The organism is Sphingobium phenoxybenzoativorans, assembly GCF_018286635.1.
Taxonomy (GTDB): Bacteria; Pseudomonadota; Alphaproteobacteria; order Sphingomonadales; family Sphingomonadaceae; genus Sphingobium; species Sphingobium phenoxybenzoativorans.
In genome coordinates this window covers 89,523-102,189 of the sequence record NZ_CP073910.1, presented here as the reverse complement: position 1 = coordinate 102,189, position 12,667 = coordinate 89,523, and the positions used below count along the sequence as shown (strand labels likewise).

The window sequence follows — 12,667 nt, the reverse complement described above, 5'->3', positions numbered from 1 at the left end:
AGGGTCCCGTCCAAGGTCCTGTCTTGTCAGCGCCCAGATGTGCTGGTAAGCGCGCCGCTTCAGGCCCGGCCCACCCGGCCGGCCCGGCGCCGCTTTAGCTCAGTTGGTAGAGCATCGCATTCGTAATGCGGGGGTCACAGGTTCGAGTCCTGTAAGCGGCACCATTTTTCCGAAAGCCAGATACCTAGGCGGATGATCGTCCATCGTGGCGGTTGTTCGGTTTGACTTGCAGGAAAATGTTCCTCAAATGTTCTCACCGAACAGAGGGGGCTACGCCGCATGGCAGTCCGAAGCGCTGGCGCAACATCGCCTCATCGGAACATGGGAGGTTCCGGACGAAAAGCAAAAGATCGCAGCTCTGAAGATGCTCAGACGGGTGAAAGTCACCAACATCAAAGTCAGGGTGGTGAAGCCATGATTGTCACACAGATTGCACGGATTATTGCCGACTTCATATTGTTTCTCGACCTAACTGACGACGAAATTCTCGATCCTGATGCGGCTGTGGAGATGATGGAATTTTTGGGGAGCCGTCTCGATGCGCTGGACAGAGGCTTTCTTCGGGAACTGGTCGATGCTTTTACGGAAATCGCGCCGGAATATAGTGGTGAGTCACAGAAGCTGGTGCGCAATATCGCGTATGACTTCTTTCTCGAAGAAACGCTCGCGGAAGGCGACCCGGTCAGGCTGGCCGAGTTGGACGCGCTGCGCGATGCGCGGGATTGAACGCCGGGAGCGCAGCCGGCCTGAGCCAAGCGGTGCGCCCGGAGTGGCGGCGACGCCCAATCAACGGCGATAGATGGAGGTCTCCCATGCTGTGGACGCCCGTCTTTGCCCGCCACGGCGTCACATCAGCATGGAAACGCGCGATCTCTGAGGGTGCGGCACCCCTCCTGCGCCCCTGCGCGCCATGGCTCCCGCTTCGCATCCTATGCCGCAAACGCAGCCAGGCGTCTGCCGCCGCGCGCAGCAGCCGGACCTTCCTCTAGCTCTCGCTAAATTCTATCCGGTCGGCGGCCGCACCGGCCATCATGAAGCCGATGGGGCGCTCCGCCTCCTCCTGCAGATGGCCGATCAGGCTGGCCGTCCGGGCGAGCAGGGAAATGCCCTTGAGAGCCGCCAGCGGAAAGCCGACGTCCAGCATCACTGCTGGGATCGCGCCATTGACGTTGATCGGCAGCGAACGGCCCAGAATGTCCGGCAGAACGTCCCGGACGGCGTAGAGCATGGCGATATGCGGTCCCTCGACGCCATGTTCCCGCGCCAGCGCCAGCAAGCGGTTCGCGCGCGGGTCGCCCGCGGAATGTTCGGGATGGCCCATGCCCGGTATCGCCTGCCGGTTGGCCCGGAGCGCCGCTACGCCCGCCCGCGCCGCCTCTGCGCTGGAAAGGCCGTCCCGCTCCATCGCTGCGATCTGGCTGGCCAGGAATTTCCCGGCGGTCTCCGCGCTGCCCAGGACGACCGATCCGCACCCCAACAGACCGGCGGCCACCGCCCCCTGAAAAGCCTCCGGCGCGGCGGCGATCGTCATGCGCGCCACGGCGACGCTGGGCACCAGGCCATGTTCGGCGATGGCGCACAGCACGGCGTTGGCGAAGAATTTCTGCGTCTCCGTCGGCGCCTGGCCGGTTACCAGCATCCAGAAATAATGGGTGAAGTCGAGCTGCCCGATCACCTCGCTCGCCAGGTCCATCCCGCGCACGGTGATGCTGGCCGCGTCGGACTTTGTGATGGAGGTATAAGCATTATCCTGTTTGCCGATGCGCATGGCGCGGTCCTTTTTCGATAATCGAAGTTGATTTCATTATGCGAATTTTCTAGAAAGCGAGTCAAGTTACTCCGGGAGAAAGAAAGTGGCGCGACCTCTGGCCAATATGAAGGTGCTTGAAATGGGTACTTTCATTACCGGACCGGCCGCCGGCATGCTGCTGGCGGATCTGGGGGCGGACGTCATAAAGGTTGAGCAGCCGGTCACCGGCGATCCCTTTCGCGCTTATAAGGGCGGTCTCTACAGCCCGCATTATCAGACCTATAATCGCAACAAGCGCAGCATCACGCTCGACACGCGCAATGCCGCCGACCTTGCCGTCCTTGACGCGCTGGTGGCGGATGCCGACGTCTTTATACAGAATTTCCGCCCCGGCGTGGCGGCAAAGCTGGGCGTTGACGCGGATAGGCTCCGGGCGCTCAACCCCCGGCTGGTCTATGCGTCGATCTCCGGCTTCGGCCCCGAAGGCCCCGACCGCGACCGTCCGGCGTTCGACACCGTGGCACAGGCGGCCAGTGGTTTCCTGCGGCTGCTCGTCAATCCGGCCAATCCGCGCGTGGTGGGACCGGCGATCGCGGACGCCATGACCGGCTTCTACACGGCATTGGGCATCGTCGCGGCGCTCAGCGAACGGCATGAAACGGGGCGCGGCCGGCTGGTTGAAACGTCGATGTTCGAATCGATGTGCCATTTCAACCTGGACGATTTCACGCATCTTTTCTCCGCCGGTCAGATCATGGGGCCTTGGAGCCGGCCGCATGTTTCGCAATCCTATGTGTTCGAATGCAGCGACGGAAAATGGCTGGCCCTTCACATGTCGTCGCCCGTGAAATTCTGGGAAAATCTGACGGATGCGGTGGGCAGGCCGGACATGCTTTCCCTCCCTGAATTCAAGGGCAGGGATGAACGCATCGCCAATTATGAAAATGTGGTCGCCCTGCTCGCGCCGCTGTTCAAGCAAAAGACGCGCGACCAATGGTGTGAGGAGCTGACGCGGCGCGAAGTGCCCCATTCGTCCATGCGCACGTCGGAGGAGGCGGCCCATTCTCCCCAGGCGGAGGCGCTGGGCCTGGTGGTGGAAGACGCAAATGGACCCCAAGGTCCATTTCGGACTATACGCTTCCCGGTCAGCTTTGACGGTGAACGGACGACGGATATTGTCGCGCCGCCATTGCTCGGCGCAGACAATGATGAAATCGTAGCACCGCTGCGAAAGAACAGCCGGGACCTCCATGACGAACAAGGCCGACAAAGACCCTGAATATCTTTCCACGCTGGAGCGCGGACTAAGGGTCCTAAGAGCCTTCGACGAACATAATCCGGAAATGCGGCTGAGCGAGGTCGCCGCCAAGGCCGATCTCAGCCCCGCGGTCGCCCGGCGTTGCCTCAATACATTGGTATCGCTTGGATATGTCGGCCAATATGGCCGCAATTTCCTGTTGAAGCCGGAGGTGCTGGCCTTCGGTTCCGCCTTCATGTCGTCGATGAATATTGAGCAGGTGGTGTCGCCTTCGCTTCAGAAACTGCGCGATGATATGGGCGACAGCGCGTCCATGGCGGTGATTGCGGGGAACGACATCCTCTATCTCGCCCATGTGTCCACGCGCAGGCAGATTCGCCTGGGCGCATCCGTCGGCACCCGTTTTCCCCTCCACGCCACGTCGATGGGCAAGGCGATCCTGGCGTTCCGGCCCGACGCCGATATTGAGGATTTTCTCGCCAGGGCCGACCTGAAGGCGTTCACGCCGAACACGATCACCCGGCCGGAGGCGCTGCGCGAACGGCTGATGCAGGTGCGGTCGCAGGGCTATGATTCGACCTGCGAGGAACTGGACATGGGCATCGTCTCGCTCGCCGTTCCGATCTTCGACGCCAGCCATGTCTCGATCGCCGCCATCAACTGTTCGACCACGACGGGCCGGACCAATCAGCAGGAGATGATCGCCACGCGGCTCAATGGTTTGCGGGCCGCCGCGAACGAGATTCAGCAGGCCCTGCGGCGATGGCCCGCGCTGCTCCACGCGGTGGGAGATTATCTCTAGTTTTTCGATTATCGAATTTGACTTCGCATTTCGAAAGTAATATAGACCCTCTCAATCAGATAATGATTGGGAGAGGGGCATGCTTGCTGTGGCACGTAAGGGCTTGGCGTTTCTTCTGGCGTGTAGCGCGCTGACGCCTGCCTGGGCGCAAGAGAACGCGAAGGAAGGTGTGGACGATATCGTCGTGACGGCGTTGCGGCGGGACGCGAACCTTCAGGATACGCCCGCGGCCGTGACGGCGTTTACGTCGCAGGCCATTGAGAATGCCGGGATCGACCGGGCGGCCGACTTCGTCAATCTGACGGCCAATGTGAACCTTGTGGAGACCCAGAATGCCGGAAACGCATTCGTGATCATCCGGGGCATCACCCAGGCGCGCAACAGCGAACCCTCGGTCGCGGTCGTCATTGACGGCGTGCAGCAGGTCAACCCCGCCGCCTTCAACCAGGAACTGTTCGACATCGACCAGATCGAGGTGTTGAAGGGGCCGCAGGGCGGGCTTTACGGCCGCAACGCGATCGGCGGCGCCATCATCATCAACACCAAGCAGCCGAGCGACCAGTTTGAGGGCAAGGTGAAGCTTGGCGTGGACAATGGCTTTGGCTGGCAGGCGCGGGCCGGGATCAGCGGGCCGTTGTCGGAAAATGTGAAATTCCGCATCTCCGGCTCCTATGTCGACACCAACGGCTATCTCAGGAACAGCTTTCTCCGCGAGAAGGCCGATCCCTACAAGGACGCCGCCATTCGCGGCAATCTGCTGATCGATGCGGGCGGCGGCCTGGCCGTCGATCTGCGCGCTTCCTATGCGCGGCTTGAGGCGCAGGCGCTCTATTTCAACATCGTTTCGGACGTGAACGACACCAGCCTGCCCATTCGGGTCAATAATGCGGGGCAGAATGATCGTGACCTGATGAATATCGCCGCCAAGATCAGCTACGATACCGACAATTTCTCCGTCACGTCGATCACATCCTATGACACGGTGAAGGAGGTTCTGACCGGCGACGCATTCAACTTCCTGCCGATCCAGGAATCGCTGTTCTTCCAGCTTCTGGGCTTCGACCTCAACCAGAGCCAGTATCTTAACGTCAAGGCGTTCAGCCAGGAGCTGCGCTTCCAGTCGCCGTCCAGCAGCAAGCTGTTCTGGATGTTCGGCGGCTATCTCATCGACACCAACCGGTTCATCTCGACCGGTAATATGGTGGACACGGGCAATGGCGTCTTTCCCGTCTACCGCACGCCGAGCACCAATCCGCTGAATCCGCAGGCGACCTTCCTGTCGGACAAGCAGGACAATTTCGCCTGGGCGCTGTTCGCCAATATGGGGTACGACATCCTGGAGCCGCTGCGCATCGACGCTTCGCTGCGGTACGATCATGACAAGCGGCGCAACACCACGCTGACGCCGACGGCTTTCCTGCCCAACGTCCCAGGCGCGCCGCAGGGCGCAACCGGCGACGTCCGCCGCGAGACGTTCAGCGACTGGCAGCCGAAGGTGACGCTCACCTACAAACCCGCCGATGATGTGACGCTCTATGGCGGCTATAGCCGGGGCTTCCGGTCCGGCGGGTTCAACCAGACCGGCGTTGGCGCGGTGGCGGCGGCCAACGGCATTGTCGGCGTCGGCGACGTGTTCAGGGAGGAGACGGCCGATACGTTCGAGGTCGGCTTCAAGACGCGCTTTGCCGACCGCAAGATCACGTTCAACGGCGCGGTCTATTCCACGGTATCGAAGAACAGCTATTTCTTCGTGTTTCTGGCGGCCAACTCGACGCAGAATCTGGGCAATATTCCCAAGACGCGGCTCAAGGGCTTTGAGCTGGAGCTGAATGCGCGCCCGATGCCCGCCGTCGAGCTCAATGCAGCCGTCGGCTATACGTGGAGCGACATAAAGCAATTCCCCGATCCCACCGTGATCGGCAATGAAGCGCCGCTGATCTCGCGCTACACCTATAATCTGGGCGCGCAGTTCACGCCCGATCTGGGCGGCGATCTGGAGGGGCTGTTCCGCATCGACTATCGCCGCACCGGCAAGACCTGGTGGGAACCCTATAACACCACCGTCCGCAAGCCGGTCGATCTGGTCGATGTGCGCGCCGGCATAAAGACGGATGCCTGGAGCATCACGGGCTACGCCACCAACCTGTTCGACAAGAAATATAATGCGGAATTTTCGCCGGGCGGCTTCGTCTTCAAGGCGCGGCCGCGGGTCTATGGGCTGGAAGCGACCTACACATTCTAAGGAGCGGCAATGGCGAGAATATTGGTTCTCTATTATTCCAGCTACGGTCATGTCGAAACAATGGCGGAGGCGATTGCCGAGGGGGCGGGCGGCGTCGCGGGATGCGAATGCGTGGTGAAGCGGGTGCCCGAACTTGTGCCCGGCGACGTCGCGGCCGCATCGGGGATGAAGACCGATCAGTCGGCCCCCGTCGCGACCGTCGATGAATTGCCTTCCTATGACGCGATCATCTTCGGCACGCCCACGCGCTTTGGCAATATGGCGGCGCAGATGCGCAATTTCCTCGATCAGACCGGCGGCCTCTGGTTCACGCGCGCGCTCGTGGGAAAGATAGGCAGCGTGTTCGCCGCCACGGCAAGCCAGCATGGCGGGCAGGAAACGACGATCACCTCCTTCCACACCACCTTGCTGCATCATGGCATGGTCATCGTCGGGCTGCCCTACAGCTTTGAGGGCAATACGGAGATGGGTGAGATCAGCGGCGGCACGCCCTATGGCGCGACGACGCTTGCGGGCGCTGACGGCAGCAGGATGCCCAGCGCGAATGAGCTTGCAGGAGCGCGTTTCCAGGGACAGCATGTCGCGGAAATCGCCAGGAAGATGTTTGGCTGATCCGGCCCGCGGATCGACGACACCCGAAGGATTCGAACGATGACCTCACCTTTGGCCAACCGATTGCATCACACCGCCTATGTCGTGAAAGACCTGGAGGCGACACGGCATTTCTACGAGGACATATTGGGTTTCCCGCTGGTCGCGACATGGTGTGAGCAGGAGGCGCTGTTCGGCTCCGTCCGCACCTATTGCCATTGCTTCTTCGGCTTGCGGGACGGCAGCGCGCTTGCATTCTTCCAGTTCGCCGATCCCAAGGATCAGGCGGAGTTCGGGCCGGACCTGCCCTCCAGCCCGTTCCGGCACATCGCCCTCAATGTCGATGCGGAGGCGCAGGCGGAGCTGGAGCAGCGGATCGCCGCCGCCGGCTTCGCGCCGCCGCGGACCTATGTGCTGGAGCATGGCTATTGCCGTTCGGTTTACGTCGTCGATCCCGACGAGATGATCCTGGAATTTACGCTCGATGCGGGACATGCGGACAAAATCAACGCCCTGCGCGCCAGCGACGCGCATGATGAGCTGAAGCGTTGGCTGGCGGGCGACCACCGGCCCAATAATGACGTCCGGCCCGACCATCTCGCCGCCGCGCACTAAGGGGCGCCTGACTGTCCATGAGCTATGATCGTTTTCTGACCACGCATGTCGGCTCCCTGCCGCGCGAGGACGACCTGGTGGAGCGGATGTTCGCGCAGGAGGACGGCCAGTCCGTCGATGCCGCCGCTCTGGCGGCGCGGATCGAGCAGGCCGTGCATTTCGTCGTGACCAAGCAGGCGGAGGCCGGGATCGACGTCATCAATGATGGCGAACAATCCAAGCCCAGCTACGCCACCTATATCAAGGACCGGCTGAACGGCTTCGGCGGCACCGGCAACTCCTATGTGTTCCAGGATCTGGAGGAGTTTCCGGCGGCCAAGGCGCGGATCGTCGCCGACCCCGGCCGCAAGCATCGCAAGACCCCGGCGTGCAATGCGCCGATCAGCGTCAAGGACATGACCGCCGTTGAAAAGGATGCGGCGACGCTCACCACGGCCCTTGCGCCGCATAAGGGGAAACAGGCGTTCATGAGCGCGGCGTCGCCGGGCGTCACCGCGCTGTTCTTCCGCAACGAATATTATGACAGCGACGAGGCATATCTGTTCGCCCTCGCCGACGGGATGCGCCATGAATATGAGGCTATCGCCGCAGCGGGCATCATCCTGCAGATCGATTGCCCCGATCTCGCCATGGGCCGCCATACCCAGTTCCGCGAGCTGAGCCTGTCGCAGTTCCGCGACCGCATCATGCTGAATGTAGAGGCGATCAACCGCGCGACCGCCAATATCCCGGAAAACCAACTGCGCATGCATATGTGCTGGGGCAATTATCCCGGTCCCCATCATTGCGACGTGCCGTTCCGCGACGTCATCGACCTCGTCTGGCGGGCGCGCCCGCACGCGATCCAGTTTGAGGCCGCGAACCCGCGCCACGCCCATGAATTTGCGATGTTCGAGGATGTGAAGCTCCCTGAGGGCAAGATGCTCATTCCCGGCGTCATCGAATGCCAGTCCAGCTATCTGGAACATCCCGAACTGGTGGCGCAGCGGATCGGCCGTTACGCGCATCTTGTCGGGCGGGACAATGTGATGGCCGGCATCGACTGCGGCTTTTCCATCCATGTCGGGTCGGGCGGCGTGCCCCACGAAATCGTCTGGGCGAAGCTTGCGACCCTGGCCGAAGGCGCGGCGATAGCGTCCCGCCGCTTCTGGCCCTGATCAATCCTTGGCCGGAGGGCGCTGGGTTTGACGACTTTCATCCTGGTGCATGGCGCATGGCATGGCGGCTGGTGCTTTGACCGGGTTACGGCGCTGCTGAGGGACGCCGGGCATGACGTGCTGGCGCCCGACCTGCCGGGCATGGGCGGATCGGAGGAGGAACTGGCGCGCGTCACCCTGCAGGGATGGGCGGATTTCGTGGCTGACCTGTGCCGCGCCGCGTCCTCGCAGCCTGTCGTGCTTGCCGGGCACAGCCGCGGCGGGATCGTGATCAGCCAGGCGGCGGAGGCCGCGCCGGAGGCGGTCGGCGCGCTGGTCTATATCTGCGCGATGATGCTGCCGGACGGCATGTCCCGCGCCTCTTTCCGGGCGTCCGAACCGGCCAACGCCGCCTATGACGGCTTCGTGTCGCCCACGGCCGGCGGTCATGGCAGCCTCATCACCGGCGAGGACCCGGAAAAGCTGTTCGCGCAGCGCTCGCCCCCGGACGCCGCCGCCGCCGCGATGTCCCGGCTGGTCGCTGAACCGGAGGGACCCCGCCTGACTGCGCTGTCGCTTTCGCCCGGCCGCTGGGGTTCGATCCCGCGCACCTATGTCGAATGCACCGATGATCGCGTCATTCCCCTGGCCAGCCAGCGCCGCATGCAGGCGCTTTGCCCCGGCACCCGCCGCCTGACGCTGGCGGCGGATCATTCCCCTTTCCTGTCGCGGCCGCACGAGCTTGCCGCCTGCCTGATCGCCTCGACCCCGGAGACGCGCAGCGCCGCACCGGCCTAGGCCATGTCCGCGGCCGCAGCGGCGCCTCATTCCACCGCATCACTAATCCTTCATTAACCCCCGCAATTTAGGGTGTTTTGGAAAACATTCATCGGGGTCCGGCGTGAGCATTGCACAGACGGTAATGAAGGCGGCGAAGCTGTCGGGCGATCTTGGCCTGCGCACGCTCGATCTTCAGGCCGACATTTCAGAATTGGCGGAGCGCGTCGCCGAACAGGCGGGCACGATCGAGACGATCGGCGGCGAGGCGATCCGGCTTGCGCATGAGGGCGACAGCGTGGCGGGCGCGGCGCATGAAGCGCGGCAGCAGGCCACCGCCGCCCGCTCCGTGATCGAGGATTCCAGCCGCCAGCTTTCGGAGGCGACGGTCAATGTCGTCGACCTGATCGAACAGGTCAGCCGCATCCACGCCAGTCTCGGCAGCTTCAACGATGCGCTGAACACCGTCGCCCATGTCACCGGCGTCATCAGCGGCATCGCCAGCCAGACCAACCTGCTTGCGCTCAACGCCACGATAGAGGCGGCCCGCGCGGGCGACGCCGGCCGCGGCTTCGCCGTGGTCGCCAGCGAGGTCAAGAAACTGGCGCAGGAAACCGCCGCCGCGACCCAGACGATCGAGGAATCCATCCGCGTCCTGACCGGCGAAGCGGGCGGCATGCTCAAACGTGTCGGCCATGGCGTCGAAACGGCGAAGTCCGCGCATCAGGGGACCAAGGATATAGAGGCGCTGGTCGGCCGCCTTGGCGCGCTGATGCAGGGGCTGACGGAAAACAGCGATTCCGTCGCGGACAGCATCGGCTCCATGGTGGCGTCGGTGGGACAGATCAGGTCCGGCCTTGGCGATCTGGCGGACACGTCAGCCGACAATGCGACGGGGCTTTTGCGCCTGTCCGACCGCGTGACCAGCGTCAGCGACGACACCAATATCCTGCTGCAATATCTGGCCGAGAGCGGCGTCGATATCCCGGATTCGCCCTATATCCGCTTCGGGCTGACTGCGGCGGAGCAGGTGTCCCGCCATCTGGAAAGCGCGCTGGACGCCGGGCTGATCAGCGAAGCGCAGATGTTCCAGGACAGCTATGCGCCGGTTCCGGGCAGCGACCCGGAAATCTTCACCCATCCGATCCAGCCCTATATTACGGAGGCCGCCCGTCCGTTCCAGGAGGAGGCGCGCGCGCTCCCCGGCTTTTTCGGCATGACCTTTACCGACCGTAATTCCTTCGGCGCGGTCGCGATGCCGGAACGCTCGCAGCCGCAGCGCAAGGGCGACCCCATCTGGAATGCGGAATATGCGCGCGTCGGCCTGATCTTCGATTTCCCCGATACGCGCGAACAGTGTCAGATCACGCAGCCCTTCTCGCTCAAGGCGTACCGGCGCAAGGTCGCCGGCGGCGGCGTCGTCCTTTTGAAACAGGTGATCGCCTCCATCCATGTGCGCGGCCGTCACTGGGGCGTGCTGCAACTCGCCTACGCCAATCAGGGCTGACCCCACCGGCCCCGATCCCTTCGGCCCTGACTCCTCCGGCCCCGCCCTATCCGGGCATCGGCGGGCTTGCCGCTCAGCCATTTGACACTATTTCCACCGCTGCATTGCGGAGTGGATATGGCGCGCCTTCTGATCGGAACACTCAAGGGATCGGGGACAGCATTGCTGTTCCTGATCATCGCCTTCTGCCTGGTCCTCACTATCGCGCCGCCCTTTCTCGACGTCCGCTATTATGCGGGACCGGTCAGCGGCCATTATGACGGGGATCGCTTCGCCAACCCGGACGGCGCGATCCAGCCGCCCGGCGGGGGAGACCGTCTGCGCAGCGGTTCGCCCATGCGCTGGCTGCTCGGCCCCGGCGCGCGTCCCGAATGGCCGCAAAGCGTCGCCATCGGCACGGATCGCCCGCCTGCCCGCGTCACTGCGCCGGGCGCGATGCGCGCCGTCTGGGTCGGCCACGCGACCATGCTTGTCCAGACGCAGGGCCTGAACATCCTGACTGATCCCATATGGTCGGACTATGCCACGCCCTTTCCGCCGGTCGGGCCGAAACGGGTGATGAAGCCCGGCATCGATTTCGCCGCCCTGCCCCGGATCGACCTGATCCTGATCAGCCACAATCATTATGATCATCTCGACCTTCCAACGCTGAAACGGCTCTGGGCGCGGGACCGGCCGCTGATCGTCACCGGGCTTGGCAATGACAGCCTGCTGCGCGCCAACGGCATTGCGGCGCAGGCGCGCGACTGGGGCGGCATTGTGCCCGTGCGTCCGGGCGTCTCGGTGCATGTGACGCGCAGCCATCACTGGTCGACGCGCTGGGGCACGGACCGCTCCCGCGCGCTCTGGTCCAGCTTTGTCGTGACCCTGCCCGGCGGCAATATCTTCTTCGCCGGGGACACGGGCGCGGGCGACATGGAATGGCCGGCGGAGGCCGCCCGGCTCGGTCCCGTCCGCCTCGCCATCCTCCCCATCGGATCGTTCCGTTTCCAGCCCGGCGAGATGGCGATAGACGCGCATATCGGCCCCCGCGAAGCGGTGCAGGCGTTTGAGGGGCTGGGGGCCACGACGGCGATCCCCATCCATTGGGGGACGTTCCGCCTGTCCTATGAGGGGTGGGACACGCCGCCCCGGATGCTCGACCTGTTCCGCCGCTGCGCCGGGATTCCCAGACGCGCCTTCGCACCGGTTCGCGCGGGGCAAGCGGTGGACGTGCCGCCCTATGCCGCGCCGGTCAGGGGACGGCCGGAGGCCAGCCCGGCGCAATGCCGCGACGGATCGCCCGAACTCAATGCATTGAAATGAAGCCAAAGTCCGGCGTGCCGGGCATGTCCTGACTAGATGAATCTACTCTGGTGCGGAAACACAGCGTGCTCCTGCGCAGGCAGGAGCCCAGTCCCAATGTCCGAACTGGACTCCTGCCTTCGCAGGAGCACATGTAAGCAAGCGGGATGAAGCCGCGCTATGCGGCCCGGACCTTCGCTCTCCTGATCACCCCGGCGCGCATTCCCCCGTGCGCTTGCCCGCCAGCGTATAGCTGGTGCTCAGCGCCGTGTTGCCGCCCACCGTCTTTGCCATGTTCACGGTGAAGGCGATGCTGTCGGCCTTGTAATTGCCCTCGATCTGCAATTCGGACGTTCCGGCTCCGGCCTTGCAGGCCATCGACCCGACGAAGCGGCCGCCATTCATGTAGGTTTCCTTATATTTGCAGTCGGTGCCGTCATCCCCCGCCAGCGCGGTCGGATCGGCCTTGCCATCGGCCGCCACGGGCAGGCAGACGGATGTCTCGCTCTTGGTGCCGATCTTGGCGGTGTCCTCCGGCGTCGCGGTGGTCGAACTCTTATAGTCGGTGAAGGTGCGGGTCATGGCCCACTGCCCGCCTTTCAATGTGATCGGGGCATCCTCGGCCGCCTCCGGGGGCGCCTCCGCGCTGCACGCCGCCAGAAGTGCAGCCGTCATCAATAACGAAACCGTCGTTCCACGCATTGC

Annotated in this window: 12 protein-coding genes and 1 tRNA gene; 11 read left to right on the top strand and 2 right to left on the bottom strand. The window is 63.6% G+C overall.

The window, feature by feature from the left end:
- Positions 1-88 precede the first annotated feature (88 nt).
- Both KFK14_RS00525 and KFK14_RS00520 read left to right on the top strand, forming a co-directional pair.
- Positions 89-164: transfer RNA gene (locus KFK14_RS00525), tRNA-Thr, on the top strand.
- A 115-nt stretch (positions 165-279) separates the two neighbouring features.
- Positions 280-726 carry a hypothetical protein gene (locus tag KFK14_RS00520; protein ID WP_246524787.1) on the top strand — a complete coding sequence of 149 codons (447 nt, stop codon included), beginning with the start codon at positions 280-282 and terminating at the stop codon, positions 724-726.
- A 259-nt stretch (positions 727-985) separates the two neighbouring features.
- Here the strand turns inward: KFK14_RS00520 and KFK14_RS00515 are convergent, their stop codons facing one another.
- On the bottom strand, positions 986-1,768 hold the full coding sequence (locus KFK14_RS00515; protein ID WP_212609493.1) for a citryl-CoA lyase: 783 nt from the start codon (positions 1,766-1,768) through the stop codon (positions 986-988).
- Positions 1,769-1,853: 85 nt separating this feature from the next.
- On the opposite strand from KFK14_RS00515, the gene KFK14_RS00510 reads away from it, so the two are divergent.
- The 9 genes from KFK14_RS00510 (at position 1,854) to KFK14_RS00470 (ending at position 11,983) form a co-directional block, all read left to right on the top strand.
- Positions 1,854-3,029, top strand: coding sequence for a CaiB/BaiF CoA transferase family protein (locus KFK14_RS00510; RefSeq protein WP_070155614.1), 1,176 nt, complete (start codon positions 1,854-1,856; stop codon positions 3,027-3,029).
- Complete coding sequence (locus KFK14_RS00505; RefSeq protein ID WP_070155616.1) at positions 3,001-3,810, top strand: IclR family transcriptional regulator domain-containing protein; 810 nt, start codon at positions 3,001-3,003, stop codon at positions 3,808-3,810. The genes KFK14_RS00510 and KFK14_RS00505 overlap by 29 nt, the downstream gene beginning before the upstream one ends.
- A gap of 79 nt (positions 3,811-3,889) precedes the next feature.
- A complete protein-coding gene (locus KFK14_RS00500) occupies positions 3,890-6,052 on the top strand; it encodes a TonB-dependent receptor (RefSeq protein WP_212609492.1) in 2,163 nt (720 codons plus the stop codon).
- Positions 6,053-6,061: 9 nt separating this feature from the next.
- Entirely contained in the window at positions 6,062-6,664 is a 603-nt protein-coding gene (gene wrbA, locus KFK14_RS00495; RefSeq protein WP_212609491.1) for an NAD(P)H:quinone oxidoreductase, read from the top strand.
- A 39-nt stretch (positions 6,665-6,703) separates the two neighbouring features.
- Positions 6,704-7,258, top strand: a complete 555-nt coding sequence (locus KFK14_RS00490) for a VOC family protein (protein WP_070155622.1) — start codon at positions 6,704-6,706, stop codon at positions 7,256-7,258.
- 17 nt (positions 7,259-7,275) lie between these two features.
- The gene (locus tag KFK14_RS00485; RefSeq protein WP_070155625.1) at positions 7,276-8,415 is read left to right on the top strand and encodes a cobalamin-independent methionine synthase II family protein; all 1,140 of its coding nucleotides are present in this window, start codon (positions 7,276-7,278) and stop codon (positions 8,413-8,415) included.
- Between the two features lie 27 nt (positions 8,416-8,442).
- The gene (locus KFK14_RS00480; protein ID WP_212609490.1) at positions 8,443-9,192 is read left to right on the top strand and encodes an alpha/beta fold hydrolase; all 750 of its coding nucleotides are present in this window, start codon (positions 8,443-8,445) and stop codon (positions 9,190-9,192) included.
- Between the two features lie 124 nt (positions 9,193-9,316).
- Positions 9,317-10,678 carry a methyl-accepting chemotaxis protein gene (locus KFK14_RS00475; protein ID WP_070155629.1) on the top strand — a complete coding sequence of 454 codons (1,362 nt, stop codon included), beginning with the start codon at positions 9,317-9,319 and terminating at the stop codon, positions 10,676-10,678.
- Between the two features lie 117 nt (positions 10,679-10,795).
- Positions 10,796-11,983 carry an MBL fold metallo-hydrolase gene (locus KFK14_RS00470; RefSeq protein WP_212609489.1) on the top strand — a complete coding sequence of 396 codons (1,188 nt, stop codon included), beginning with the start codon at positions 10,796-10,798 and terminating at the stop codon, positions 11,981-11,983.
- Positions 11,984-12,169: 186 nt separating this feature from the next.
- Here KFK14_RS00470 and KFK14_RS00465 read toward each other — a convergent pair whose 3' ends face one another.
- Positions 12,170-12,664: a DUF3617 domain-containing protein gene (locus KFK14_RS00465; RefSeq protein ID WP_070155633.1), complete on the bottom strand. Its 495-nt coding sequence runs from the start codon at positions 12,662-12,664 to the stop codon at positions 12,170-12,172.
- Positions 12,665-12,667 lie beyond the last annotated feature (3 nt).